This is a genomic window from Pseudomonas sp. D1-36, from assembly GCF_051132205.1.
Taxonomy (GTDB): Bacteria; Pseudomonadota; Gammaproteobacteria; order Pseudomonadales; family Pseudomonadaceae; genus Aquipseudomonas.
Window position 1 is genome coordinate 3,591,838 of the sequence record NZ_CP071674.1, and the last position, 24,397, is coordinate 3,616,234.

Genomic DNA, 24,397 nt, shown 5'->3' on the forward strand with positions numbered 1-24,397 from the left:
AAAAAGACCAAGTTCGACGAATCGACGAACATCCCCGTCAACAGCAATACACAGATACAAAAAGACCCCGGCTTTTCGGCCGGGGTCCATGGCTAACGCATCAATGCACTCAGAAGCGCTTGATGTCCGCCTCGCTTTCCAACTGTTTGCGGTAAGCCGCAAAATCCTGCTGGCCGACACGGGACGCCAGGTAGCGACGGTACTCGGCCTTTTCTTCCTCGGTCGGTGCCGCACCTTCGTTGACGCCGTTCAGGCGCAAGACCGTCACGCTGCCGTCAGGCAGGGTCACGCTGGCGAACGTCGGCTTGTCCTTGGTCTGCGGCTTGGACATGCGGAACAGCGCCTGCAGCACGGCAGGATCGATGCCTTCCTGGCTGCGAGTCGCCGCTTCTACAGCTTTCCACGCCTGGCCATTGACCGGCTTGTCCAGGGCAACCTTGCCATCGCGCAGGCTGGCGATCAGCTCATCGGCCTGGGTCTTGGCACCTGCGCTGGCATGTTCCTTGGACAATTGAGCGCGTATCGGACCGGCCACGCTTTCCAGCGGCATTTGCGCAGGCTTGCGGTGTTCCTTGGCACGCAGCACCACGACCGTTTCCGGGTCCAGCTCGATGGCCGTGCTGTTGGCACCCTCTTCCAGCACTTCCGGGCTGAACGCAGCAGTGATCACGGCGCGGTTGGCCGCAATTCCTTCACCGCCTTCGCGACCAAACGGTGCCGAGGTGTGCACGGTCAGTTTGAGGTCCTGGGCAGGCTGCGCCAAGTCCGAGGCTTCGAACGAAGCGTCTTCCAATTGCTTGGTCGCCTCGACGAAACGCTGCTCGACCTGCTGAGCCTTCAGTTCGCGAGTCAGCTTGTCCTTCAGGCTCGCAAAGGTCGGCACCTCAGGGGCTTCAACACCCAGCAGCTTGATCAGATGCAGGCCAAAGTCGGTTCGCACCGGTGCCGAAACCTGGTCCTTGTTCAGGGCGTACAGCGCCTTTTCGAACTCAGGATCGTAGACCCCTGGCCCAGCAAAGCCCAGATCGCCGCCATTGTTCGCCGAGCCTGGATCCTGGGAATATTCCTTCGCCAAGGCTTCAAACGACTCGCCTTTGGCCAGGCGCGCCTGGACTTCCTCGATCTTCGCCTTGGCCTGGGCTTCGGTGACCTTATCGTTGACTTCAATAAGGATGTGCGCCGCGCGACGCTGTTCGGACAAGTTGGCGATTTCTTTCTGATACGCCGCTTGCAGGTCCTCATCCTTGACGCTGACCTGGTCGAAGAAAGAGGCTTTCTTCAGCTCAACGTAGTCAATGACCACCTGGTCGGGTGTCATGAATTCCTTGGCGTGCTGATCATAGTAGGCCTTGACCTCGTCATCGGTCAGCTTCACGGTCGATGGATCTGCCTTGATGGTAAGGGTAGCGAAGTCACGGGTCTGCTTTTCCAGACGGGCAAACGCCAGCACCTGGGCATCGGTGACAAATCCGCTGCCAGCCAGGCCGGCGCGTAGCTGGCCGATCAGCATTTCCTGCGCCAGCATCTGGCGGAACTGCAGGCGACCGTAACCCAACTGGCGTATGACCTGGTCGAAACGCTCGGGGCTGAACTTGCCATCGACCTGGAACTCAGGCGTTTGCAGGATCACTTGATCCAGCGCGGCTTCGGAAAAAGCGAAATCCGCATCATGGGCGCCTTGTAGCAACAACTTGCGATCGATCAGGCCCTTGAGAGCCGAGTCGCGCAACATCTTTTCGTCCAGCAAGGAAGCATCGAAATCCTTGCCCAACTGTTGCATCAGCTGACGGCGTTGCATGTCGACCGCTTGGCTCAGCTCGTTCTGGCTGATCTCCTCGCCGTTGACCTTGGCCGCTTCATTAGTGTTCGAGGTGGCCTGAAAAATGGCTTCGAAACCGGTCAACGCCATCAATGCGACGATGATCCCGATGATGGTCTTGGCAATCCAGCCTTGTGAATTGTCCCTGATATTCTGCAGCATGCGTCCCCCAGAAACGGTTGAACTTCAAATTTAGGCAACCGTGGAGCGTGGGTAGAATCCGGATAGAAGAAAGGCGCATCCGAGGATGCGCCTTCTCGTAACTGGCGGAGCGGACCGGGCTCGAACCCGCGAGCCTCGGCGTGACAGCCCGGATGTTACCGGACGCATTACCGCTCCGCTGCCAAGCCAGGCATGACCCCGACCCGGATAAACTCAGTGAAACCTTAGTTAACGGCTTCTTTCAGCGCTTTACCAGCCTTGAAGCCAGGCTTTTTGGCAGCCGGGATCTCCAGGGTCTTGCCGGTCTGCGGGTTGCGACCGGTGCGAGCTGGACGATCAGTCACGGAGAAGGTACCGAAACCAACCAGAACAACGGAGTCGCCGGCCTTGAGAGCGCCAGTGACGGATTCGATTACAGCGTCCAGCGCACGGCCAGCAGCAGCTTTCGGGATATCAGCGGATGCAGCGATAGCATCAATCAGTTCCGACTTGTTCACTCTAAGTCCCCTTATATCTATTTGAGATGATTCTAAGTTTTTTTGGTGAAAGCAAAAACGAGTGCTGAATGGCCTGCAGACACTTAAGAGCCGCTTTATAACAAGGGCTCTAAAAAACTGTCAAGGAAGCCCCCCAGGCAAATGCGTATTAATGCGTGCTAATTCTTTCCTTAGAGTCAGACTCTCGCTTTTCTTCCTTCGCGACAATCTCCGGAGCCACATCCGGCAAGGGCTCCGGCGCGTATTGCAGCGCAATTTGCAGGACTTCGTCAATCCATTTAACCGGTTTGATCTGAAGATCCTGCTTAATGTTGTCAGGAATTTCCTTCAGATCGCGCACGTTCTCTTCGGGAATGATCACAATCTTGATCCCACCCCGGTGAGCCGCCAGCAGTTTTTCCTTCAAGCCGCCAATTGCCAGGACCTGACCGCGCAGGGTGATTTCACCCGTCATCGCAACATCGGCACGCACCGGAATGCCGGTCAGCGCGGAAACCAAGGCGGTGCACATGCCCACGCCGGCACTCGGTCCGTCCTTGGGCGTTGCCCCCTCCGGCATGTGGATGTGGGTGTCGCGTTTCTCATGGAAATCCAGCGGGATGCCCAGGCTCCGCGCACGGCTGCGGACAACCGTCAGCGCAGCCGTGATCGATTCCACCATCACATCGCCCAGGGAACCGGTCTTGATCAACTGGCCTTTTCCGGGCACCACGGCGGCTTCGATCGTCAGCAATTCGCCACCCACCTGCGTCCACGCAAGGCCGGTCACCTGGCCAATCTGGTCCTGCTGTTCGGCTAGGCCGTAGCGGAATTTACGCACGCCCAGGAAGTGCTCCAGCAGGTCCGAAGTGACCTTGACCGCGAAGCGTTTTTCCAGGGCGTGTTCCTTCACGGCCTTGCGGCAAACCTTGGCAATCTGCCGCTCAAGGCCCCGCACACCCGCTTCGCGAGTGTAGTAGCGGATGATGTCGCGGATTGCTTCCTCGTCGAATTCCAGCTCGCCCTTCTTCAGGCCGTTGGCCTGGATCTGCTTGGGCGAAAGGTATTTGACGGCGATGTTGATCTTCTCGTCCTCGGTGTAGCCCGGCAGACGGATCACCTCCATCCGGTCCAGCAACGCTGGCGGGATGTTCATGGAGTTGGAGGTGCAGAGGAACATGACGTCCGACAAGTCGTAGTCGACTTCAAGGTAGTGATCGTTGAAGTTGTGATTCTGTTCGGGATCGAGGACCTCCAGCAACGCAGAAGCTGGATCGCCGCGCATGTCGCTGCCCATCTTGTCGATTTCGTCCAAGAGGAACAGCGGGTTGCGCACGCCGACCTTTGTCATTTTTTGAATCAATCTTCCTGGCATCGAACCGATGTAGGTACGGCGATGACCACGGATTTCCGCCTCGTCGCGCACGCCGCCAAGGGCCATGCGTACGAACTTACGGTTAGTGGCGTGGGCAATCGACTCTGCCAGAGAGGTTTTACCCACCCCTGGAGGACCGACCAGGCACAACACCGGACCACGAATTTTCTTCACGCGCTTTTGCACAGCGAGGTATTCGAGGATGCGTTCCTTGACCTCTTCCAGACCGTAGTGGTCGGCATCGAGGATATCCTCGGCACGCGCCAGGTCCAGACGTACCTTGCTCTGGGCTTTCCATGGCACCTGGACCAGCCAATCAATGTAGGAGCGCACCACGGTGGCTTCCGCCGACATCGGCGACATCTGCTTGAGCTTGTTCAGTTCGGCCTGGGCCTTGGCAAGGGCATCCTTCGGCAGGCCGGCGGCATCGATGCGCTTCTTCAGCTCTTCGATTTCGTTGTGACCTTCGTCACCATCGCCGAGCTCTTTCTGAATGGCCTTCATCTGCTCGTTCAGGTAGTACTCGCGCTGGCTGCGCTCCATCTGTTTCTTGACGCGACCACGAATGCGCTTCTCAACCTGCAGCAGGTCGATCTCGCCATCGAGCAATGCCAATACATGCTCGACACGGGCTGAGAGATCGATGATCTCGAGGATTTCCTGCTTCTGCTCGATCTTGAGGGCCATGTGAGCCGCCATCGTGTCGACCAGGCGTCCTGGCTCGTCGATGCTGTTAAGCGACGATAGCACCTCGGCAGGCACCTTCTTGCCCAGCTGAACGTACTGTTCGAACTGCGACAGCAGGCTGCGGACAAACACTTCGGACTCACGCTCTGGTGCATCGACTTCATCGATGAGCGAGACTTCGGCACGGCAGTGACCATCCACCTCGCTGAAACGCTCGACCGCCCCTCGCTGCTCGCCTTCAACCAGCACTTTTACCGTGCCATCGGGAAGCTTGAGCAACTGCAGGACCGTTGCAATCGTACCTACGCGATAAAGTGCGTCTTCGCCGGGATCATCGTCGGCAGGATTTCTCTGAGCGATCAGAAGAATCTGCTTATCACCCGTCATCGCGGCCTCGAGGGCTTCGATGGACTTCTCGCGCCCCACGAACAGCGGGATAACCATGTGCGGATATACCACGACATCGCGCAATGGCAGGAGAGGCAATTCGATGGTTGTCTTCATGATTTCGCCTCTACGGCGGCCATAAGGCCGTAAACAGATGGAAGTAAGCTTGAAACCAAGATGGGGGCAGCCTTCAAAAAAAACAAGCGCTAACACGTCTAAAACGCGCTAATAGCAAAGGGGCCCGAAGGCCCCTTCTTTTATTTCAACTGCGGGACACTCACGCGTCCGGCGCAGCCTTGGCAGCCGGCTCACTGTTTTCGTAGATATACAGTGGCTTGGACTTGCCTTCGATGACGCTTTCGTCGATCACGACTTTGCTCACCTCGGATTGCGAGGGGATTTCATACATCGTATCGAGCAGCACACCTTCAAGAATCGAGCGCAACCCACGGGCACCGGTCTTGCGTTCCAGGGCTCGTTTGGCAACCGACTTCAGCGCGTCCGAACGGAACTCAAGGTCTACGCCTTCCATTTCGAACAGCTTGGCGTATTGCTTGGTCAGGGCGTTTTTCGGCTCGGTCAGAATCTGCATCAATGCTGCTTCATCCAACTCGTCCAAGGTCGCCAGGACCGGCAGACGACCGACGAATTCAGGGATCAGGCCGAACTTGACCAGATCGTCAGGCTCGACTTCACGCAGGGATTCACCGACCTTCTTGCCCTCTTCCTTGCTGCGGACTTCGGCGTTGAAACCGATGCCACCACGGGTCGAACGGTTCTGGATGACCTTTTCGAGGCCAGAGAACGCACCACCGCAGATGAACAGGATGTTACGGGTGTCGACCTGCAGGAACTCCTGCTGCGGATGCTTGCGACCACCCTGGGGCGGTACGGAAGCGACCGTGCCTTCGATCAACTTGAGCAAGGCCTGTTGCACGCCCTCGCCGGAAACATCCCGGGTAATGGACGGGTTATCTGACTTGCGGGAAATCTTGTCGATTTCATCGATGTAGACAATGCCCATCTGGGCCTTTTCCACGTCGTAGTCGCACTTCTGCAACAACTTCTGAATGATGTTCTCGACGTCCTCACCCACATAACCCGCCTCAGTGAGGGTGGTTGCGTCGGCGATGGTGAACGGAACGTTCAGCAAGCGGGCCAGGGTTTCTGCAAGCAGGGTCTTACCCGAGCCCGTAGGGCCGATCAGCAGGATGTTGCTCTTGCCGAGTTCGACCTCGTCATTCTTTTTGTCACGCTGGTTCAGGCGCTTGTAGTGGTTGTACACCGCTACGGCCAGTACCTTTTTCGCGCGCTCCTGACCGATAACATACTGGTCAAGGATGCCGCTGATTTCTTTAGGCGAAGGCAACTTATGCGCGCTGCTTTCGGCCTGGGCTTCCTGCACCTCCTCGCGGATGATGTCATTGCACAGGTCGACGCACTCGTCGCAAATGAAGACCGAGGGACCGGCAATCAATTTGCGTACTTCATGCTGGCTTTTGCCACAGAAGGAGCAATAAAGCAGTTTGCCGTTGTCCTCGCCGTTGCGGGTGTCAGTCATTCGATCGATCCAAATCCGATAGGCTTGCAACACAAGATGAAGGCAATTGCGGGCTTTTTCAAGCCCGCAGGCGGCCGGTCATCCCAACCACCTGCATTTTGAGCGGCTTAGGCAGGCATTTGACGCTTGTTGATCACAGAGTCGATCAGACCGTATTCGGCCGCACGCTCAGCGCTCATGAAGTTGTCACGCTCGGTGTCACGCTCAATGGTTTCGAGGCTTTGGCCGGTGTGATGGGCCAGCAACGAATTCAGGCGCGAGCGAATATGCAGAATTTCCTTGGCATGGATATCGATGTCCGACGCCTGGCCCTGGAAGCCGCCCAATGGCTGGTGGATCATCATGCGCGAGTTAGGCAGGCAGTGGCGCTTGCCCGCTGCGCCGCCGGCGAGCAGGAACGCACCCATGCTGCAGGCTTGGCCGATGCAGATGGTGGACACGTCAGGCTTGATGAACTGCATGGTGTCGTAGATCGACATGCCCGCAGTCACCGAACCGCCGGGAGAGTTGATGTACAGATGGATATCCTTGTCCGGGTTTTCCGCCTCAAGGAACAGCAACTGCGCCGCAACCAGGTTGGCCATGTAGTCTTCGACGGGGCCGATCAGGAAGATGACGCGCTCCTTGAGCAGGCGCGAATAGATGTCATAGGCACGTTCGCCACGGGCGGACTGCTCGATAACCATAGGGACCAGGCCGCCTGCGGCCTGGATGTCAGAGCTCTGCTGATAAAAAGAATTGCGGGACATGTCTCGCAGTCACTCCCAAATAGTTATGTCTTGAATACGCATAAGCCAGCGCGAAGGCTGGCTTATGGTGTGTATTTCTTACCGCAGAACCATCAATCGGCTTGTGGAGCTTCCACCGGCTTGACCGCTTCTTCGTAAGAGACCGCTTTGTCGGTCACGCTAGCTTTCTGCAGAACAGTATCCACAACTTGTTCTTCCAGCACAACCGAACGGACTTCGTTCAGCTGCTGCTCGTTCTTGTAGTACCAGGACACCACTTGCTCAGGCTCTTGGTAGGCCGAGGCCATTTCCTGGATCAGCTCGCGCACGCGGGCTTCGTCAGGCTTGAGTTCGAATTGCTTGACCACTTCGGCGACGATCAGGCCCAGTACCACGCGGCGCTTGGCCTGCTCTTCGAACAGCTCGGCCGGCAGTTGGTCTGGCTTGATGTTGCCGCCGAACTGTTGAACGGCCTGTACGCGCAGACGGTTCACTTCGTTGTCCAGCAGGGCCTTTGGCACTTCGATCGGGTTGGAAGCCAGCAGACCGTCCATGACCTGGTTCTTGACCTTGGACTTGATGGCCTGGCGCAGCTCACGCTCCATGTTCTTGCGAACTTCGGCGCGGAAACCTTCCAGGCCGGTTTCCTTGATGCCGAACTGAGCGAAGAATTCTTCGTTCAGCTCAGGCAGCTTCGGCTCGGAAACACTGTTGACGGTCACGGTGAACTCGGCGGCTTTGCCAGCCAGGTCCAGGTTCTGGTAGTCCTCGGGGAAGGTCACGTTCAGGACGCGCTCTTCACCGGCCTTGGCGCCAACCAGGCCGTCTTCGAAGCCTGGGATCATGCGACCCGAGCCCAGCACCAGCTGGGTAGCCTTGGCGGAACCGCCAGCGAATACTTCGCCGTCGACCTTGCCGACGAAATCGATGTTCAGCTGGTCTTCGTTCTGGGCGGCACGGTCGGTCGCTTCGAAGCGGGTGTTCTGCTTGCGCAGGATATCCAGCATCTTGTCCAGGTCGGCGTCCGAAACGTCGGCGCTCAGGCGCTCAACGGCAATGGATTCGAAACCGGCAACGGTGAACTCAGGGAACACTTCGAACGTGGCGACGAACTCGAGGTCCTTGCCTTTTTCCAGCACTTTAGGCTCGACGGAAGGAGCGCCAGCCGGGTTCAGCTTCTGCTCGACCACTGCTTCGTAGAAAGAAGACTGGATCACGTCGCCCACGGCTTCCTGGCGCGCATCAGCTTCGTAACGCTGACGGATCACGCTCATTGGCACTTTGCCTGGGCGGAAACCTGGGATTTTGGCCTTTTGGGCAGTCTGCTGCAGACGCTTGTTGACCTGAGTCTCGATACGCTCAGCTGGCACGGTGATGCTCATGCGGCGCTCAAGAGCAGAAGTATTTTCAACAGAAACTTGCATGGATATTCCTCGTTGCACAGACGTTGGCCGGGCGTTTCCGACCCCAGAATCAAGGGCATGCATTCTAGTAGGTCAAACTCAAGAAGTCACCCTACTGAAAACGCGCGGGAAACAGGCGCCGGGTTTAGAAGCGGAGCAATCAGTCATGCCCCGCCCGGTTTGCAAATAAAGTCGATCCTCGCCAGGGCTCTGCACGGCGCTTCTATATATAGAAGCGCCGCCCTCGAGCACTTGGCGTAAGGCCTCCACGAAAAGACCGACGGACATGCCAAGCATCATCACGAAACACAATCGCGACGAATCGCCCTGTGCCCGCATGAAAAAAACCGGACATGAGTCCGCGAATAAAACAAAAACGGCGCAGCCCTTTTCAGGTTCTGCGCCGTTCTCTGCTAATTAAATAGCGACTTGTATGGTGCGGACGGAGAGACTCGAACTCTCACACCTTGCGGCGCTGGAACCTAAATCCAGTGTGTCTACCAATTCCACCACATCCGCGTATCAAGCTTTTAAAGCAAAGGCGCCAGACTGTTAAATCTGGCGCCTTTCTAGAATATGGGGTGGACGATGGGGATCGAACCCACGACAACGGGAGTCACAATCCCGTGCTCTACCAACTGAGCTACGCCCACCATATTGCCTTGTTGCCTTACTTGTGCCAAAGCTGCCTAATGGCGCACCCGGCAGGACTCGAACCTGCGACCATCCGCTTAGAAGGCGGATGCTCTATCCAGCTGAGCTACGGGCGCCTTTTTAATCTGTATTCTTGGACGATTACAAACTAAGTGCTTTCAGTTTTACCGAGTTGAAACATCCAACTCCGCTCCACCTTCTTAACCAGTGCTAGGCTGTGCCCGACAAGTGCGACGAATGTTATAGACGGCCCGATAGGTCGTCAACTCTTTTTTAAAAAAAATTCATTTAATTAAAGGGGTTAGGGGAATTTACAGACCAAGCGCCTTTGCCCTCACGCCTCGGCATGCGAGAATGCGCTCTCTTTTTTTCCCCTCTCGATGGTTAACCACGCGCAATGACTGCACAACTTATCGACGGCAAATCGATCGCCGCCAGCCTGCGCCAGCAGATCGCCCAACGAGTCACCGAGCGCCGCCAGCAAGGCCTGCGCACGCCCGGCCTTGCGGTGATCCTGGTCGGCAGCGATCCTGCCTCTCAGGTTTATGTCTCGCACAAGCGTAAAGACTGTGAAGAGGTCGGCTTCCTTTCCCAGGCCTACGACCTGCCTTCCGAAACCACTCAGCAAGCGCTGGCCGATCTGATCGACCGCCTGAACGACGATCCGAACATCGACGGTGTTCTGCTCCAGTTGCCGCTGCCTGAACACCTGGACGCCTCCAAGCTTTTGGAACGTATCCGTCCGGACAAAGACGTCGACGGTTTCCACCCTTATAACGTCGGCCGCCTCGCCCAACGCATTCCATTGCTGCGCCCCTGCACGCCCAAGGGCATCATGACCTTGCTGGAAAGCACCGGGGTGGATCTTTACGGGCTCGATGCCGTGGTCGTGGGCGCCTCCAACATCGTCGGTCGCCCAATGGCGATGGAATTACTGTTGGCTGGCTGCACCGTCACCGTGACCCACCGCTTCACCAAGGACCTGGCCGGCCACGTCGGCCGTGCCGATCTGGTGGTGGTTGCCGCCGGCAAGCCTGGCCTGGTCAAAGGCGAATGGATCAAGGAAGGCGCCATCGTGATCGACGTGGGCATCAACCGCCAGGACGACGGCAAACTGGTAGGCGATGTGACCTACGAGACCGCCCTGCCCCGCGCCGGTTGGATCACACCGGTTCCCGGTGGCGTCGGCCCGATGACCCGTGCCTGCCTGTTGGAAAACACGCTGTACGCGGCCGAGACGCTTCATAGCTGATAAAGGCCTCGACGCAACCTGTGGGAGCGAGCTCGCTCGTGATAGCGGTGGACCAGCCAGCATATCCGTTGACTGAAACCTACCTATCGCGAGCAAGCTCGCTCCCACAGTGTTTTCAGCTGCCAACATCCGATCCAACCCGTGACGCTCGAATTACATTTTTTTCAGATTCGATTCGCCAGAATCCCCGTCCATTAAACTTTATTTATTCAAGCGTCCCGGTGGCAGCGGCATATGGCGCTGTCATCGCCCATACTCATAAAATGCGGCGCTTTTTCAACACGCCCCGCTCAACGGCACCCTTAACTCAATCGAGTCTACTCGCGTGAAAATCCGTCTTTCGATCATCAGTCTGTTTTTCGTTTTTACAGGGACTTTCATCGCGCACAACGTCAGTGCCCAGGAAACCATCGCTGCTCCACGGGACACTTCCAAACTGCAAGTCGCATCCGGCAGCGCCATCCTGTTGGACTTGCAGACCGACAAAGTGGTGTATTCCAGCAGTCCGGATGTCGTGGTGCCGATTGCATCGGTAACCAAGTTGATGACCGGCCTGATCGTGCTGGACGCCAAGCAGAACCTGGATGAATACATTTCCATGACCATCGCGAACACACCGGAAATGAAAGGCGTGTTTTCCAGGGTCAAGCTCAACAGCGAACTGTCCCGCCGGGATACGTTGCTGATCGCATTGATGTCGTCGGAGAATCGAGCCGCCGCCAGCCTTGCCCATCATTACCCAGGCGGTTATGCGGCGTTCATCGCGGCGATGAACGCCAAAGCCAAGGCCCTGGGCATGACCAGCACCCATTACGTCGAACCCACCGGCCTGTCAATCCACAACGTGTCGACGGCCCGGGACCTGACGAAGCTGCTGATCGCCGCGCGCAAATACCCCTTGCTGAGTGAGCTGAGCACCACCAAGGAAAAGACTGTAACGTTCCGCAAACCGGTCTACAGCTTGGGCTTTCGCAACACCGATCACCTGGTGCACAAGGCCAATTGGGATATTCAACTGACCAAGACCGGCTTCACCAATCAGGCGGGTCACTGCCTCGTATTGGTGACCAAGATGGGCAATCGTCCGATGGCACTGGTCATCCTCGATGCGTTTGGCAAATACACCCACTTCGCCGACGCAAGCCGCATCCGTAGCTGGGTCGAGACCGGAAAAAGCGCCAGCGTCCCGGCTGTGGCCTTGCAATACAAAGCCGCTAAGAACCTCAAGAGTCGCCAGAGCGGTGTGGTGGAAGCGTCTAAATAAGGCGCGATACATCACACATGAATAGCCCCGACTCGTCGGGGCTATTTGCATTCAGGGCTTCAAATCACCCAGCGGATCATAAGGCCGGGAAGAAGGCGGTTCCTCGTCGTCCTCATCCTGGGGTGCCTTGGCCGGCCCTATCGGATCGACTTGGGGATCGTCGAGGTCCGGAGAGTCGGGATCGAATCCCAAGTCATCGTCACCGGACGAATGTTCGGAAGAATGCGGTCCCGAAGGTGTTTTCGATTGTGCCATTGCTGCCTCCTTGGATCATGGCCTGGAAACTCCAGGCCTTGACGGTAAGAACCCGAGGCACGCCGGGTCGTGCCCGCCAGGTGACGAACGGGGCAGCGCTCAGCGGGCGGTGCCCAAAGCCTTGGTGGCGCGCGCGGCTGCCTGTTCCTGCCCTGCTCCGGCCAACTCATCGGCGGCCTTCAACCAGCGCTTCGAATCGACATTGGCCGGCAACTGCCCCGGTTGCTGGACCAAGACTGCCCAACCGCCAGCGCCTTTGAAAGCCGATTCGAACGCACCGAAACTCATCGAGGAGCGGCGATTCATCCCTGAACGCAGCAGTACGGTGCGCTTGTGCCGGTTATAACCCACGAGGATTGCGTAGCGCGGCTCAGCCCAGAACGCCGAGCCGTCGGTATAGCGCAGCAACACCGGATAACCGGCAGCCACCTGTTCGAGCAACGCGCCAAGCTCAGCCTCCAGGGGATACACCACCAGCCCATGTTCACGTGCCAGGGTTTGCAGGTTCTGCTGTAAACGGGCCTCGCTGCCGGGCAGGTGCAGCGGCTTCTCCAACAACCCTGGGGTAGTCACTGTGCCTTGCAACGTCAATAGGGCCGCCAGGGATTGCGGCGCGCCCTGGAACATTTCGCCACGAAAGAACGGCACGCTGTTGAGTTCTACCCGTTCAGGCAGTCGCTTTACTTGCGGCGACACACTTCCCGCGCATCCCGCCAGGGCGGCGAGACACGCCGTCGCGAATACCAGTGATCGAAAAGATGAAATTACTGGCAACATGATGACTCTCTTATTCAGACAGCCCCGGTATCAAGGCCGGGCTTGGGCCGACGATGATAAGACGCGTGCCGGCCCGGGTATAGCCATAAGCGACAGTTTCGACACCGTGATAGAACCAACCGATTCTTTGCACATGCAAGATATCGACTGCCCGTAACACTTGAGCGACTAGACTGTCCATTGTAAGAGTGCATTGCCCGGTCTGGGCAGAAGGAGGCACAGATGAGCCTGATGACGACTATTCTGATGCTGGTTTTCGGCTGGTTGAGCGTAGCGGCAGCCATGTTGTGGGGGGTGTTGCGAATCGCCCGTCGCCACCATCCCGCACCAAGACGAGAAATGCAGCAGACCACTAAATCTTCCAGGCGCCACGCCACCGCGCACTAGGGCCTGCAGAAATGTGATCGCGAAGGCCAGACAACGCGAAACGGGGCGAGGAAGCGCAGTGTCCTGAAGTACATGAGCATTCCGAACCTCGTTCAACGCAGTCTGGGCGAGTGCGGATACGTTTCGTATAGGGCCTAGAGCGTCACCATGAAAAAAGCCGCCCGGGCGTTAACCCGGGCGGCTTTTGTCTTCCTTGGATCAGGCTTCGTCGACCAAGACCTTCTGCTTGGCGCGACGGGACATCATGTTCAACACCTCGATAGCCGCCGAGAAGGCCATGGCCGCGTAGATATAGCCCTTGGGCACGTGGGCACCGAAGCCTTCCGCGATCAGCGTCATGCCGATCATGATCAAGAAGCCCAGGGCCAACATGACCACGGTGGGGTTGTCGTTGATGAATTTCGCCAGCGGCTCGGCGGCCAGCAGCATCACCAATACCGAGACCACGACGGCAATAATCATGATCGGCAAGTGCTCGGTCATGCCCACCGCCGTGATGATGCTGTCAATGGAGAACACCAGGTCAAGCATCAGGATCTGACCGATCGCAGCGGCAAACCCCAGGGTCACGCCGGAAGTGGCCGACTTCGGATCATTGGGCGCCGGGTCCATGCTGTGATGGATCTCGGTGGTCGCCTTCCACAACAGGAACAGGCCGCCGGCGATCAGGATCATGTCCTTCCAGGAAAACGCCTGGCCGAGAATCTCGATGACAGGCTCCGTCAATTGCACGATGAAGGCGATGGTGCTCAGCAGACCCAGGCGCAGGATCAACGCCATGCCGATGCCAATCCGCCGCGCCTTGGCACGGTGTTGCTCGGGCAACTTGTTGGTCAGGATCGAAATGAAGATCAGGTTATCGATGCCGAGCACGATTTCCATGACGACGAGGGTTGCCAGAGCAATCCAGGCGGTGGGGCTGGCGGCGAGCTGTAACAGATAATCCATGGGTCAGTCCTGACTCGATTTGACGGGTTAGAGGGTATGGGTAGCGGGTTCGGATTCTTCAGCGTCCTTCTCCGGCGCTTTCTTGGGGCTGATCAGCCCGCCGGTGGCGTCACTGAGGGCTTGCTCGGCGGCCTTGTGCGTATCGTCGATGGCCTGCTTTGCCGTTTCGACAGCTTGCTCCTTCAACTGCTCGGCCAATTGTTGGGCGCTTTTTTCCGCTTGTTCGCAGCCCACCAGGGCCATCGAGGAAAATGCCAGCAAGGCTGCAAGCCCCAGGGTTCTATACGTCATGCACATTGCCTCTCAGAGAATAGAGGGAGCACGAAAGATGGCTCACCGATGGCCCGGAATTCTAGAGAGGGAAATACTTCAGGAAAATTCGTATTTTCAGCGGCTATACTTCGGTTTTTACGAAGCGGCGAGAATCATGCTCAATTATCGACAGCTGCATTATTTCTGGGTCGTGGCGAAAACCGGCAGCATCGTGCGGGCCTGCGAGCAACTGAACCTGACGCCGCAAACCATCAGCGGGCAAATCTCATTGTTTGAACAGACCTACAACATCAAGCTGTTCCGCCGAGTCGGACGCCAGTTGGAACTGACCGAGGCCGGCCGCCAGACGCTGCCTTACGCCGAGCACATGTTCCAACTGGGCGGCGAACTGGAGCTGATGCTGCGGGCTCAACCCAACGAGCAGCAAACGCTGTTCCGGGTCGGGGTGGCGGACGTCGTGCCCAAATCCATCGTTTATCGGCTGTTGGCACCTACCATGGAATTGAGCGAGCCGCTGCGCATTACCTGCCGGGAAGACAAGCTCGAACGGCTATTGGCCGACCTGGCGATCCAGCGCCTGGATCTGGTGATTTCCGACAGTCCGATGCCAAGTCATCTGGATATCAAGGGCTACAGCCAGAAACTGGGGGAATGCGGAATCAGCTTTTTCGCCACCCCGGCGTTGGCCGAACATCATGGGCAGGACTTCCCCCACGGCCTGCATGACGCACCGCTGCTGATCCCCGGGCCGGAGACAGTCGTGCGCAGCCGGCTGCAACGCTGGTTCGCTGAACAGCAGATCCAACCGCGCATCGTCGGTGAATTCGATGACAGCGCATTGATGCAGGCGTTTGGGCAATCCGGCAGCGGGATCTTCATCGGTCCCAGCGTGATCGCTGAAGAAGTCCAACAGCAATACGGGGTACAGGTGATCGGCCAGACCGATGCGGTGAGCGAGTCTTTCTACGCCATCTCCGTGGAGCGCAAGGTCAGCCACCCGGGCATCGTCGCGATCGCCGAGGGGGCGCGGCGCGAGCTGTTCAGCGCTTAGCGCTGCACACAGGCGGCGCGGGGCTTGAACGTCATCAGCAATAACGCCAGCAGGATCGACACCAGAATGAACCCGGCCGCGGCGAAACCGACCTTACCCAGCCCAAGGGTATCGATGACCCGACCGCCAACCATCGCGCCCAGGCCTATACCCAGGTTCGCCCCCGCGATATTCAGCGACGCGGCAAAGGCCGGAGCTTCTGGTGCGGCCTTCATCAGCCGGACATGGCTGACCAAAAACAGCGCCGCCTGGGTCACGCCCCATATGCCAAGGGCGGCGGCTAGCCCAAGAGTCGAATGGATACTCGGCACCAGCGCGACCATGCCGCCGATCATGAACAGGCAGAACACCATCGAGGCGATCAAGGGATGCCGGTCCACCGCGCGACCGCCCAGGGAATTGCCGAGCAGGCCTACCGCGCCAAAACCCATCAGGCACCAGCCCACCAGCGTGCCATCGAAGCCGGCCAGGCGTTCAAGGATATCCGCGAGGTAGGTGTAGGCGGTGAACATGCCGCTGAACACCAGGATCGACAACAACACATGCCCTTGCATCAACGGGCTGTGCAGGATCTTGAATTGCGAGCGAAAGCTCACCTGGTGTTGATGCAGGTTTGTCCTAGGCAAGTAGATGAACAGCAGCAGCGCCTTGGCGAACGCAATGACGGCCAGGATCGCAAAGGCGCTTCGCCAGCCGAATGCATCGCTGATCAGCGTACCCACCGGGATACCAAACACCGTGGCGCAGACGATACCGAAGCCGATCCGGGCGATGGCCCTCCCGGCGAACTGCGGCCCGACTATGTCCACTGCCGTTTCGCTGGCCAATGCCCAGAACACAGGCAAGCCTAGGGCCGGGATCAATCGGGCAACTGCCATGACCCAGATGTTGGGCGCCAGCGCCGCCAGGGTGTTGGCCAACGCGAACATCACCAGCACGCTGATAAACAATTTGCGCCGTTCAACCCGGGCGAACCAGGCGGTGAGGAACGGCCCGAACGCCGCGACAGTAAACGCAAACAGCGTCACTAACAGCCCCGCCTGGGGAATGGTGACGTGCAGGTCGCGGGCAATGGAAGGCAGCAGGCCGACGATGATGAATTCCGTGGTCAACACCGTAAAACCGGCGGCGGACAACAGGAAAATGGGTAACAGCATGCGCGACTCCGGGGAAAACGACGACACCAGCGATAGCCATAGGCCCGCTGGCGGTATTGAAAAGTGAGAAGGACAAAGCCTACCAGAATGTGCCCGTCAGAAAAACGTGCTCAAACATGGGGGTGACGGATCGTCACGGGTCCGTCAGATTTTTCGTCGGGCTGTGATAAAGTCCGCGACCTGCAAACGCTCTACCTTCTTTCGGTCCCGTCCATGTGGCCTGCCGGCTTATAGCCCCGTTCGGCTGACCGTTACACATAAAAAAATCAGAGATACCGTTATGACAGCTGTCTCCCCTTCTCCATTGCACCGCCTCAAAAGCACTGGCCTGGTCACGCAGATCATTATTGGCCTGATCGCCGGTATTGTCCTGGCATGGCTGGCGCCGGACCTGGCGAAATCCACTGAATTCATCGGCAAGGTTTTTGTGTCCGCGCTCAAGGCGGTGGCACCGATCCTGGTGTTCGTGCTGGTCATGGCCTCTATCGCCAACCATAAGCACGGCCAGGAGACCCATATCCGGCCGATCCTGTTCCTTTATCTGTTGGGTACTTTCGCGGCCGCGGTGGTCGCGGTCATCGCCAGCACGCTGTTTCCCTCCAGCCTTGTGCTGAGCACCCAGGACGTTGCGGTCACCGCACCGGGTGGCATCAGCGAAGTGCTGCAAAGCCTGGCGTTGAGCGTCGTTGACAACCCGGTCCGTGCATTGATGACCGGCAACTTCATCGGCATCCTGGCCTGGGCCATCGGCATGGGCATCGCCATTCGCCATGCCGGCCAAACCACGCGCACTGTGCTCGAAGACCTGTCCAACGGCGTGACCGTGATCGTGCGCCTGGTCATCCGCTTCGCCCCGCTGGGGATTTTCGGGCTGGTGGCCTCGACGCTCGCCACTTCTGGCTTCAGCGCCCTGCTCGGCTACCTGCATCTGCTGATCGTACTGATCGGTTGCATGCTGTTCGTGGCGCTGGTGGTCAACCCACTCATCGTGTTCTGGAAACTGCGTCGCAACCCTTACCCGCTGGTGTTTACCTGCCTGCGTGAAAGCGGCATCACCGCGTTCTTCACCCGCAGCTCCGCGGCGAACATCCCCGTGAACCTGGAGCTCAGCAGACGCCTCGGCCTGCATGAGGATACGTACTCGGTTTCGATCCCGCTGGGTGCGACCATCAACATGGCGGGCGCCGCCATTACCATCACGGTCCTGACACTGGCCGCCGTGCATACCCTGGGTATCGTGGTGGATATCCCCACCGCCGTGCTGCTCAGTGTCGTTGCCGCCGTCTGCGCTTGCGGTGCTTCCGGGGTCGCGGGCGGGTCGCTGTTGTTGATTCCCCTGGCGTGCAGCCTGTTTGGCATTCCCAGCGAAATCGCCATGCAGGTGGTCGCCGTAGGGTTCATCATCGGCGTGCTGCAGGATTCGGCTGAAACGGCGTTGAATTCGTCCACCGATGTCTTGTTCACGGCGGCGGCCTGCCTGGGTGAAGAAGAGCGGGCGCGGGGCGCGGCGTAAACGCTTGGTGGCCTGACAGCCAGCCATAAAAAAGCCCGGGACGGCTCCACCGCCCCGGGCTTTTTCATGCCTGCGGGAGTTAGAACGCGCCCATGTAATCGCGCTTGCCTACTTCCACGCCATTGTGACGCAACAATGCATATGCGGTGGTCACGTGGAAGAAGAACTGCGGCAAGCCGTAGGTCAGCAGATAATTCTGGCCAGTGAAGCGTTTTTCCTTCGGCGTGCCCGGACGGGTCACGATTTCGATGCCTTCCTTGCCGTCGATCTGCTGGGCATTGATGCCATCGATGAAAGCCAGCACCTTGGCGATCAATGCCTGCAGATCAGCGAAGGTGGTCTCGCTGTCGTCATACTTCGGCACTTCGATCTCCGCCAGGCGCGCGGACACGCCCTTGGCGAAGTCCACGGCAATCTGCACCTGGCGTACCAACGGGAACATGTCCGGGAACAGGCGCGCTTGCAAGAGCGCGTTCGGATCGATGTTCTTGGAGGTGGCGTGGGCCTCGGCCTTGTTCAAAACATCGCTCAGGGCATTGAGCATTTGCTTGAAAACCGGGACGGAGGCAGCGTACAGGGAAATAGTCATGGCGATCTCATGGAGTAATGGAAGGAAACGAATCAAACGTGGGCGATTATAGCCACGGCTTGTTGCGCACCTTGTCTTTTATTGCGCAAGGATTAGGCTAGGCGGCTTCCACAGCATAGGGAACGCGCGATGAGCATCGAAGAACAAAGCCCGGCCGAAGAACCGCGGCTCAACAGCACGGAAATCCGCATTCTTGGCGCCCTGATCGAAAAGCAGGCCACCAATCCCGAGACTTACCCCCTCACCCTCAACGCGCTGGTGTTGGCTTGCAACCAGAAAACCAGCCGCGAACCGGTGATGAACCTCAACCCAGGGCCAGTCGGCCAAAGCCTGCGAGCCCTGGAAGGACGTGGTTTCACCCGGTTGGTGATGGGCAGTCGCGCCGACCGCTGGGAGCACCGGGTCGACAAGGCGCTGGAACTGGTGCCGGCCCAGGTGATCCTGATGGGATTGCTGTTCCTGCGCGGCCCGCAAACCGTCAATGAGCTGCTGACCCGCAGCGGCCGCATGCATGATTTCGAGGACACCGAGCAGGTGGTGCATCAGCTGGAGCGCCTGATCGCTCGTGGCCTGGCGTTGCTGGTGCCGCGCCAGGCCGGCCAACGGGAAGACCGTTACATGCATGCCATGGGCGACCCGGCAGACATCGAGGCGATCCTCGCCGCGCGTCACCAGCCGACCGAACGCAGCGCGGCCGGCGGCGTATCGCTGGAGCGTATCGAAGAGCTAGAAGCGCGAATCGCGGCGCTGGAAGAACGGCTGGCACGATTGGAATGACAGGGCCTACACCGCTCGGGCAAACGCCACGGCCTTGTCGAATTGTTCCAGGTTGGGCCGAACGCCGGTGTACAGGACAAACTGCTCCAACGCCTGGATCGCAATGACCTCAAGGCCAGTGATCACCCGTTTGCCTTCCGCTCTGGCATGCACGATCAACGGCGTTTCCGAAGGAATCGCCACGACATCGAACACAGTGTCGGCGGCAGCGATGGCGGCGGGCTCGAATGCCAACAGGTCCGCTTCCGCCCCGCCGGTCATGCCGATCGGCGTGACGTTGATGAGCATCCGCGGCCGTCGGTCACCCAACTCGGCTTGCCATTCGTAACCCAGCGTGTCGGCCAGCGCTCGGCCGGTGGTTTCGTTGCGGGCAACGATCAAGCCGTTTGTATAGCCGCCGTCGCGCAAGGCGCTGGCGACTGCCTTGGCCATGCCACCGCTGCCGCGCAAGGCAAACGTTGACTCCTTGGGCACGGCATGGCTTTGCAACAGTTGCGCGATGGCGATGTAGTCCGTGTTGTAGGCCTTCAAATGACCATTGGTATTGACGATGGTGTTGATCGACTGGATGGCAGCGGCGGAAGGATCCAGCTCATCGACCAAGGCAATGCAGGCCTCCTTGAATGGCATCGACACACCGCACCCGCGGATACCCAGAGCACGGATCCCGCCCACTGCCCCGGCCAGGTCCTGGCTGGTGAACGCCTTGTAGTAGAAGTTGAGCCCCAACTGCTCATACAGGTGATTGTGAAAACGCAGGCCGAAATTGCCCGGGCGCCCCGATAGCGACATGCATAGCTGGGTGTCTTTGTTGGGGTTCATCTGCATGTGCGTCTCCTTCAAGCCACTTTCGGATGGACGGGAGTGTCGTCCCGACCGGTTCATCGATGATCAGACACCGTGCGCAGCGAACCGACTCGGTGTTCGTAAAAAAAATCTGTCGCAGACCTTACACAACCTTTACCCAACAGCGCCGCAAATCCTGGGAAAATCGCTGTCATAGCAAGTATCCCCGCGCCCTTATTCGGGTCTGTAGCAGGCCACAGGCGCCGGGGTCGGAACGAGGAAACGCCATGAAACGCAAACTCCCTATCATCGCCCTGCTCGTGGGGGCACTCGCGGTCACCGGCCAGGCATCCGCCCATGGTCGCGGTGGTTGGGAGGGGCCCGCAGTGTTCGGCGCCATCGTCGGCTCTGCCATTGTCGGCTCCGCGCTCATCAACCGAGACCGGCCGGTTTACGTACAACAGCCCGTCTACGTTCAGCCACAGCCGGTCTACGTGCAGCAACCTCCACCGGTCTACTACCAGCCACAGCCGGTGTATATCGAGCAGCCGATCTATTATCGCCCGGCCCCGGTGTATTACGGGCCACCGAGGGGCTATTACTACGGTCCGCCACGTGGGCACTACGGGCGCTGGTAAACGGCCCCTCTAAAGCGAAACAAAAAAACAGCCTGTGATTGATCATCGCAGGCTGCTTTTTGTTGGGCTGGGGTTTCGCCAAGGCTAGACGTGCTCACCGCTTTTCAATCGCACCGGGCCATGATCCCCAGTGGGATGCTCAGGTGCGGCTACGACGGGGATTTCGTTACCGTCGCAGTCGTGCAACTTGCCGTCGCTGAAATAGTCACCTTCCCGTAGCGCCGCCAGGTCCTGATAACGCAGCACCCGCTCGGTGCCGGCGGCGAATACCGATTGTTGATCGGAGTTGCCGGTGGTGAAGTGGTTGAAGGCCAGGTTCAACATGATGGCCATGATGGCCGATGAGCTGATGCCGGAGTGAAAGATCGTCGCGAACCAGCTCGGGAAATGATCGTAGAAGTTCGGTGCGGCGATGGGAATCATGCCGAAGCCAATGGACGTGGCGACAATGATCAGGTTGACGTTGTTGCGGTAATCGACCTTCGACAGCGTCCGGATTCCGCTGGCGGCAACGGTACCGAACAACACGATACCAGCGCCTCCGAGCACGGAGGTCGGCACGGCGGCGATTACCCGGCCCATGAAGGGCAACAGCCCAAGCACCACCAGGAACACACCCCCTGTCGCCACCACGAAACGACTCTTGATTCCAGTCACTGCCACCAGGCCGACGTTCTGGGCAAAGGCGCTCTGGGTGAACGATCCGAAGATCGGCGCGATCATGCTCGACAACATATCTGCTCGCAGGCCGTTGCCCAAACGCCGGGAATCGACCTTGGTGTCGATAATCTCGCCCACTGCCAGGATATCGGCCGAGGTTTCCACCAGCGTCACCATGATCACGATGCACATCGACAGAATCGCGGCGATATGAAAGGTTGGCATGCCGAAGTGAAAAGGTGTCGGGAAGCCGAACATTGGCCCCTCACCCACTGACGAAAAATCGGCCATGCCGAGGAACACCGCGATGACCGTACCGATGACCATCGCCAGCAGGATCGATAACCGCGAAATCGTCGCGCTGCCCATCTTGCTCAGCACCAGTACCAACACCAGGGTCACCGCGGCCAGGCCAATGTTGGCCATGCTGCCAAAATCCGGCGCATGGCTGTTGCCGCCCATTGCCCAGCGTGCCGCCACCGGCATCAACGTCAGGCCAATGGTGGTGATGACGATGCCGGTCACCAGAGGTGGGAAAAAACGCGTGATGCGGGAAAACACCGGCGTGATAAGCAGGCCGATCAAGGAGGCGGCAATCACCGCGCCGAGGATGGCCTGGAAGCCGCCCTCCCCACCGGTGCCGACAATTGCAACCATGGTTGCGACGCCGGAGAACGAAACGCCTTGGACCAGCGGCAGCTGGCAACCAAAAAACGGCAGGCCCAGGGTCTGCAACAACGTCGCCAGCCCCCCTGCAAACAACGAAGCCGCGATCAGCAGACCGATGTCGGCCGGGGACAACCCGGCCGCCTGGCCGATGATCAACGGCACCGCGACGATGCCACCGTACATGGTCAGGACATGTTGCAGGCCGTAAGCCATATTCGCGCCGACCCCGAGGTTTTCGTCCTCGGGCCGTGGGAGTGAAACATGGGGCGTTTTCATGGTTCGGGGGTTCCCTGTTTTTTGTTATGCGCACACTGTATTCAAAAGTCAGGACAAATGTCCATAGAGTTGTATACAACTTGTTGCGCATCCGTCGCTGACAGGGAATGCAATTGCTAAACCAAAACGCTCAAGGCATCACACCAACAGCCCTTCGATTGCGGGTCGCAGCAGTTCCCGGGGCGGCACCGTGAGGCTGAATTCATTTTCCAGCAACGTGATCAGCTCATCCGCGTCGTTGATGGTGCGTCGTTCACTTTCGTGCCCGATCCGGTGCACGGCATAGCTGTTGCCGTTGAGCGTCCTACGGAGTCCCTCACCGGTACGGGCGACCATCAGCCTTCCCATGAACGGTGATTCGGGATGGGAGCAGACGTAACAATTGCCCACGGTATAGTCGATTTCCTCCTGGCGTTGCAGGTCGAAAAGGTACATCGGGCGCCATTCATCGCCGACCTGGGCGCGCAGCAGGTAGCCATCCGGGTTGACGTCGATGCGATACGGCTCATGGGGCGTGTGCTGGATATCGCGGCTATCCAGCAAAAGCGGCGCGGTGGGCACCATACCGCCGAAACCGACGTCGGTGATATAGCGCACGCCACTGAGCGTCACCACGCTCAAGCGATGGGTGCGCGCTGTCCAGGCGCCCTCGGCGGCGTTCATCACAACGCGTCCAGTGATGCCCTGGGCATCAAAGCCCAGGGTTTGCAACAGCGCCAGGAACAACTGGTTGAGTTCATAGCAATAACCGCCACGGCCCTGTTCGAAAACTTTCCGCTCGACGGATTCGAGGTCGATGGCGACCGGCTGGCGCAACAGTGTCGAGAGGGTTTCGAAGGGAAACTCGGCCGTATGGCGCTTTTGAAGCTGACGCAGCGTTTCCAGCGTTGGAGGCGGCGCCGTGTCAAAGCCCAGGCGTCGTAGATAGCGACCGGTGTCGCTCAGTCGAGGTTGGCTCATGGGGATGTCCTTTCCTGTCAAGGCAGGGCTTTGGGTTAGCGCGCTGCGATTGGGCAGGTATAAGGCATTTCCTTCCTACGGACAAATCCCACGAGTGCTTGGTCCGCTCGCCCCTTCAGCGTCGCTTGCGCGAAGACAAGCGAATCCAGGTAGGCGCATGGTCACTGGGATGCTCCTGGTTCCTGACCCAGGCATCCACGCCCGCGTCGCTCAGGTATGCACTGGCCACGGGGTTGAGCAGCAGGTGATCGATGCGCAGCCCGGAGTTCTTTTGCCAATGCTGGCGAAAATAGTCCCAGAACGTATAGATCCGCTCTTCTGGGTAGAGGTGACGCAGGGAGTCCGTCCACCCCTGGTCCAGCAGTCGTTGGTAGCACTCCCGGCTTTCGGGCTGCAACAACGCGTCCTTGAGCCAGGAGCGTGGGTTGTAGATATCCATGTCGGTTGGCACCACGTTGTAGTCCCCAGCCAACACCACCGGATGATCACTCGCCTGGAGTGCCTGCGCATAGTCGATCAGGCGCTCGAACCATGCCAGCTTGTAGTCGAACTTCGGACCGGGCTGGGGATTGCCATTGGGCAAATAGAGGCAGCCCACCAGCACGCCATGCACCGCCGCCTCCAGATAACGACTGTGACTGTCTTCCTCTCCTCCTGGCAGCCCGCGTCTACTCTCCAGGGGTTGCGCATCACGGGCCAGGATCGCCACACCGTTCCATGAAGCCTGGCCATGCCAGATCGATCCATATCCCACCGACTCCAACTCGGCGGCAGGAAAGTCCTTGTCCGCAGCCTTGAGCTCTTGCAGGCAGGCAATATCGGGTTTTTCCCGCTCCAGCCATTCCAGTAGGTTAGGCAACCGCGCCCGAATGCCGTTGATGTTGAACGTCGCGATCCGCAGGTTCTTCATGGG

General features: G+C 58.7%; 23 protein-coding genes and 3 tRNA genes. 7 read left to right on the top strand and 19 right to left on the bottom strand.

The window, feature by feature from the left end:
• Nucleotides 1-109 precede the first annotated feature (109 nt).
• The 9 genes from J3P76_RS15925 to J3P76_RS15965 all read right to left on the bottom strand — a co-directional run bounded on the left by J3P76_RS15925 (nucleotide 110) and on the right by J3P76_RS15965 (nucleotide 9,368).
• A complete protein-coding gene (locus tag J3P76_RS15925; protein ID WP_420764629.1) occupies nucleotides 110-1,981 on the bottom strand; it encodes a SurA N-terminal domain-containing protein in 1,872 nt (623 codons plus the stop codon).
• A gap of 224 nt (nucleotides 1,982-2,205) precedes the next feature.
• Nucleotides 2,206-2,478 (bottom strand): HU family DNA-binding protein, encoded by a 273-nt coding sequence (locus tag J3P76_RS15930; RefSeq protein WP_003183171.1) that lies wholly within the window; start codon nucleotides 2,476-2,478, stop codon nucleotides 2,206-2,208.
• A 148-nt stretch (nucleotides 2,479-2,626) separates the two neighbouring features.
• Nucleotides 2,627-5,023: an endopeptidase La gene (gene lon / locus J3P76_RS15935; RefSeq protein WP_039589135.1), complete on the bottom strand. Its 2,397-nt coding sequence runs from the start codon at nucleotides 5,021-5,023 to the stop codon at nucleotides 2,627-2,629.
• A gap of 160 nt (nucleotides 5,024-5,183) precedes the next feature.
• Nucleotides 5,184-6,467 (bottom strand): ATP-dependent Clp protease ATP-binding subunit ClpX, encoded by a 1,284-nt coding sequence (clpX, locus tag J3P76_RS15940; protein WP_024778305.1) that lies wholly within the window; start codon nucleotides 6,465-6,467, stop codon nucleotides 5,184-5,186.
• A gap of 107 nt (nucleotides 6,468-6,574) precedes the next feature.
• On the bottom strand, nucleotides 6,575-7,216 hold the full coding sequence (gene clpP, locus J3P76_RS15945; RefSeq protein WP_003183177.1) for an ATP-dependent Clp endopeptidase proteolytic subunit ClpP: 642 nt from the start codon (nucleotides 7,214-7,216) through the stop codon (nucleotides 6,575-6,577).
• A 92-nt stretch (nucleotides 7,217-7,308) separates the two neighbouring features.
• Complete coding sequence (gene tig, locus J3P76_RS15950; protein WP_420764630.1) at nucleotides 7,309-8,619, bottom strand: trigger factor; 1,311 nt, start codon at nucleotides 8,617-8,619, stop codon at nucleotides 7,309-7,311.
• A gap of 413 nt (nucleotides 8,620-9,032) precedes the next feature.
• Nucleotides 9,033-9,117: transfer RNA gene (locus J3P76_RS15955), tRNA-Leu, on the bottom strand.
• Between the two features lie 58 nt (nucleotides 9,118-9,175).
• Nucleotides 9,176-9,251, bottom strand: a tRNA-His gene (locus tag J3P76_RS15960).
• Between the two features lie 40 nt (nucleotides 9,252-9,291).
• Nucleotides 9,292-9,368 (bottom strand) — tRNA-Arg (locus J3P76_RS15965).
• A 281-nt stretch (nucleotides 9,369-9,649) separates the two neighbouring features.
• On the opposite strand from J3P76_RS15965, the gene folD reads away from it, so the two are divergent.
• On the top strand, nucleotides 9,650-10,504 hold the full coding sequence (gene folD, locus J3P76_RS15970; RefSeq protein WP_420764631.1) for a bifunctional methylenetetrahydrofolate dehydrogenase/methenyltetrahydrofolate cyclohydrolase FolD: 855 nt from the start codon (nucleotides 9,650-9,652) through the stop codon (nucleotides 10,502-10,504).
• 325 nt (nucleotides 10,505-10,829) lie between these two features.
• Entirely contained in the window at nucleotides 10,830-11,768 is a 939-nt protein-coding gene (gene pbpG, locus J3P76_RS15975; RefSeq protein ID WP_434610644.1) for a D-alanyl-D-alanine endopeptidase, read from the top strand.
• A 51-nt stretch (nucleotides 11,769-11,819) separates the two neighbouring features.
• Here the strand turns inward: pbpG and J3P76_RS15980 are convergent, their stop codons facing one another.
• Nucleotides 11,820-12,023: a DUF6021 family protein gene (locus J3P76_RS15980; protein WP_420764633.1), complete on the bottom strand. Its 204-nt coding sequence runs from the start codon at nucleotides 12,021-12,023 to the stop codon at nucleotides 11,820-11,822.
• Nucleotides 12,024-12,122: 99 nt separating this feature from the next.
• On the bottom strand, nucleotides 12,123-12,800 hold the full coding sequence (locus J3P76_RS15985) for a peptidase C39 family protein (protein ID WP_434700960.1): 678 nt from the start codon (nucleotides 12,798-12,800) through the stop codon (nucleotides 12,123-12,125).
• Between the two features lie 222 nt (nucleotides 12,801-13,022).
• Here J3P76_RS15985 and J3P76_RS15990 point away from each other — a divergent pair, with 222 nt between their 5' ends.
• A complete protein-coding gene (locus tag J3P76_RS15990) occupies nucleotides 13,023-13,187 on the top strand; it encodes a hypothetical protein (protein WP_420764636.1) in 165 nt (54 codons plus the stop codon).
• Between the two features lie 198 nt (nucleotides 13,188-13,385).
• Here the strand turns inward: J3P76_RS15990 and J3P76_RS15995 are convergent, their stop codons facing one another.
• Together J3P76_RS15995 and J3P76_RS16000 are read right to left on the bottom strand one after the other, a co-directional pair.
• Nucleotides 13,386-14,135 (bottom strand): TerC family protein, encoded by a 750-nt coding sequence (locus J3P76_RS15995; RefSeq protein ID WP_420764637.1) that lies wholly within the window; start codon nucleotides 14,133-14,135, stop codon nucleotides 13,386-13,388.
• A gap of 27 nt (nucleotides 14,136-14,162) precedes the next feature.
• A complete protein-coding gene (locus J3P76_RS16000; RefSeq protein WP_420764638.1) occupies nucleotides 14,163-14,426 on the bottom strand; it encodes a hypothetical protein in 264 nt (87 codons plus the stop codon).
• 136 nt (nucleotides 14,427-14,562) lie between these two features.
• Here J3P76_RS16000 and nhaR point away from each other — a divergent pair, with 136 nt between their 5' ends.
• Complete coding sequence (gene nhaR, locus J3P76_RS16005) at nucleotides 14,563-15,459, top strand: transcriptional activator NhaR (RefSeq protein ID WP_420764639.1); 897 nt, start codon at nucleotides 14,563-14,565, stop codon at nucleotides 15,457-15,459.
• Here nhaR and J3P76_RS16010 read toward each other — a convergent pair.
• Complete coding sequence (locus J3P76_RS16010) at nucleotides 15,456-16,616, bottom strand: MFS transporter (protein WP_434610638.1); 1,161 nt, start codon at nucleotides 16,614-16,616, stop codon at nucleotides 15,456-15,458. The two genes, nhaR and J3P76_RS16010, sit on opposite strands and share 4 nt — an antisense overlap.
• Nucleotides 16,617-16,896: 280 nt before the next feature.
• Here J3P76_RS16010 and sstT point away from each other — a divergent pair, with 280 nt between their 5' ends.
• Entirely contained in the window at nucleotides 16,897-18,129 is a 1,233-nt protein-coding gene (gene sstT / locus J3P76_RS16015) for a serine/threonine transporter SstT (protein ID WP_420764641.1), read from the top strand.
• Nucleotides 18,130-18,208: 79 nt separating this feature from the next.
• On the opposite strand, the gene J3P76_RS16020 is transcribed toward sstT, so the two are convergent.
• Nucleotides 18,209-18,718 carry a DUF1993 domain-containing protein gene (locus J3P76_RS16020; RefSeq protein WP_420764642.1) on the bottom strand — a complete coding sequence of 170 codons (510 nt, stop codon included), beginning with the start codon at nucleotides 18,716-18,718 and terminating at the stop codon, nucleotides 18,209-18,211.
• 129 nt (nucleotides 18,719-18,847) lie between these two features.
• Between J3P76_RS16020 and J3P76_RS16025 the strand changes: the two genes are divergently transcribed.
• Nucleotides 18,848-19,495: a YceH family protein gene (locus J3P76_RS16025; RefSeq protein ID WP_420764643.1), complete on the top strand. Its 648-nt coding sequence runs from the start codon at nucleotides 18,848-18,850 to the stop codon at nucleotides 19,493-19,495.
• 6 nt (nucleotides 19,496-19,501) lie between these two features.
• Here J3P76_RS16025 and J3P76_RS16030 read toward each other — a convergent pair whose 3' ends face one another.
• Nucleotides 19,502-20,323, bottom strand: a complete 822-nt coding sequence (locus tag J3P76_RS16030; protein WP_434610634.1) for a shikimate 5-dehydrogenase — start codon at nucleotides 20,321-20,323, stop codon at nucleotides 19,502-19,504.
• 245 nt (nucleotides 20,324-20,568) lie between these two features.
• Between J3P76_RS16030 and J3P76_RS16035 the strand changes: the two genes are divergently transcribed.
• Nucleotides 20,569-20,919 (top strand): hypothetical protein, encoded by a 351-nt coding sequence (locus J3P76_RS16035; RefSeq protein WP_039589121.1) that lies wholly within the window; start codon nucleotides 20,569-20,571, stop codon nucleotides 20,917-20,919.
• Nucleotides 20,920-21,003: 84 nt separating this feature from the next.
• Here J3P76_RS16035 and J3P76_RS16040 read toward each other — a convergent pair whose 3' ends face one another.
• From J3P76_RS16040 to xth, 3 genes are all read right to left on the bottom strand, one after another.
• A complete protein-coding gene (locus J3P76_RS16040; protein WP_420764645.1) occupies nucleotides 21,004-22,524 on the bottom strand; it encodes a nucleobase:cation symporter-2 family protein in 1,521 nt (506 codons plus the stop codon).
• A 138-nt stretch (nucleotides 22,525-22,662) separates the two neighbouring features.
• The gene (locus J3P76_RS16045; protein WP_434700961.1) at nucleotides 22,663-23,484 is read right to left on the bottom strand and encodes an arylamine N-acetyltransferase family protein; all 822 of its coding nucleotides are present in this window, start codon (nucleotides 23,482-23,484) and stop codon (nucleotides 22,663-22,665) included.
• Between the two features lie 115 nt (nucleotides 23,485-23,599).
• Nucleotides 23,600-24,394, bottom strand: coding sequence for an exodeoxyribonuclease III (xth, locus tag J3P76_RS16050; protein WP_420764647.1), 795 nt, complete (start codon nucleotides 24,392-24,394; stop codon nucleotides 23,600-23,602).
• Between the last annotated feature and the right edge of the window lie 3 nt (nucleotides 24,395-24,397).

Excerpts from the sequence above, each read along its gene's own strand:
- J3P76_RS15925 (WP_420764629.1), bottom strand. The coding sequence starts at position 1,981 with ATGCTGCAGAATATCAGGGACAATTCACAAGGCTGGATTGCCAAGACC.
- xth (WP_420764647.1), bottom strand. The coding sequence starts at position 24,394 with ATGAAGAACCTGCGGATCGCGACGTTCAACATCAACGGCATTCGGGCG.
- J3P76_RS16030 (WP_434610634.1), bottom strand. The coding sequence starts at position 20,323 with ATGCAGATGAACCCCAACAAAGACACCCAGCTATGCATGTCGCTATCG.
- folD (WP_420764631.1), top strand. The coding sequence starts at position 9,650 with ATGACTGCACAACTTATCGACGGCAAATCGATCGCCGCCAGCCTGCGC.
- J3P76_RS15995 (WP_420764637.1), bottom strand. The coding sequence starts at position 14,135 with ATGGATTATCTGTTACAGCTCGCCGCCAGCCCCACCGCCTGGATTGCT.
- J3P76_RS15980 (WP_420764633.1), bottom strand. The coding sequence starts at position 12,023 with ATGGCACAATCGAAAACACCTTCGGGACCGCATTCTTCCGAACATTCG.
- J3P76_RS16035 (WP_039589121.1), top strand. The coding sequence starts at position 20,569 with ATGAAACGCAAACTCCCTATCATCGCCCTGCTCGTGGGGGCACTCGCG.
- J3P76_RS15990 (WP_420764636.1), top strand. The coding sequence starts at position 13,023 with ATGAGCCTGATGACGACTATTCTGATGCTGGTTTTCGGCTGGTTGAGC.
- sstT (WP_420764641.1), top strand. The coding sequence starts at position 16,897 with ATGACAGCTGTCTCCCCTTCTCCATTGCACCGCCTCAAAAGCACTGGC.
- J3P76_RS16045 (WP_434700961.1), bottom strand. The coding sequence starts at position 23,484 with ATGAGCCAACCTCGACTGAGCGACACCGGTCGCTATCTACGACGCCTG.
- J3P76_RS16010 (WP_434610638.1), bottom strand. The coding sequence starts at position 16,616 with ATGCTGTTACCCATTTTCCTGTTGTCCGCCGCCGGTTTTACGGTGTTG.
- J3P76_RS16040 (WP_420764645.1), bottom strand. The coding sequence starts at position 22,524 with ATGAAAACGCCCCATGTTTCACTCCCACGGCCCGAGGACGAAAACCTC.
- lon (WP_039589135.1), bottom strand. The coding sequence starts at position 5,023 with ATGAAGACAACCATCGAATTGCCTCTCCTGCCATTGCGCGATGTCGTG.
- J3P76_RS15985 (WP_434700960.1), bottom strand. The coding sequence starts at position 12,800 with ATGTTGCCAGTAATTTCATCTTTTCGATCACTGGTATTCGCGACGGCG.
- clpX (WP_024778305.1), bottom strand. The coding sequence starts at position 6,467 with ATGACTGACACCCGCAACGGCGAGGACAACGGCAAACTGCTTTATTGC.
- J3P76_RS16025 (WP_420764643.1), top strand. The coding sequence starts at position 18,848 with ATGAGCATCGAAGAACAAAGCCCGGCCGAAGAACCGCGGCTCAACAGC.
- clpP (WP_003183177.1), bottom strand. The coding sequence starts at position 7,216 with ATGTCCCGCAATTCTTTTTATCAGCAGAGCTCTGACATCCAGGCCGCA.
- nhaR (WP_420764639.1), top strand. The coding sequence starts at position 14,563 with ATGCTCAATTATCGACAGCTGCATTATTTCTGGGTCGTGGCGAAAACC.
- tig (WP_420764630.1), bottom strand. The coding sequence starts at position 8,619 with ATGCAAGTTTCTGTTGAAAATACTTCTGCTCTTGAGCGCCGCATGAGC.
- J3P76_RS16020 (WP_420764642.1), bottom strand. The coding sequence starts at position 18,718 with ATGACTATTTCCCTGTACGCTGCCTCCGTCCCGGTTTTCAAGCAAATG.
- J3P76_RS16000 (WP_420764638.1), bottom strand. The coding sequence starts at position 14,426 with ATGACGTATAGAACCCTGGGGCTTGCAGCCTTGCTGGCATTTTCCTCG.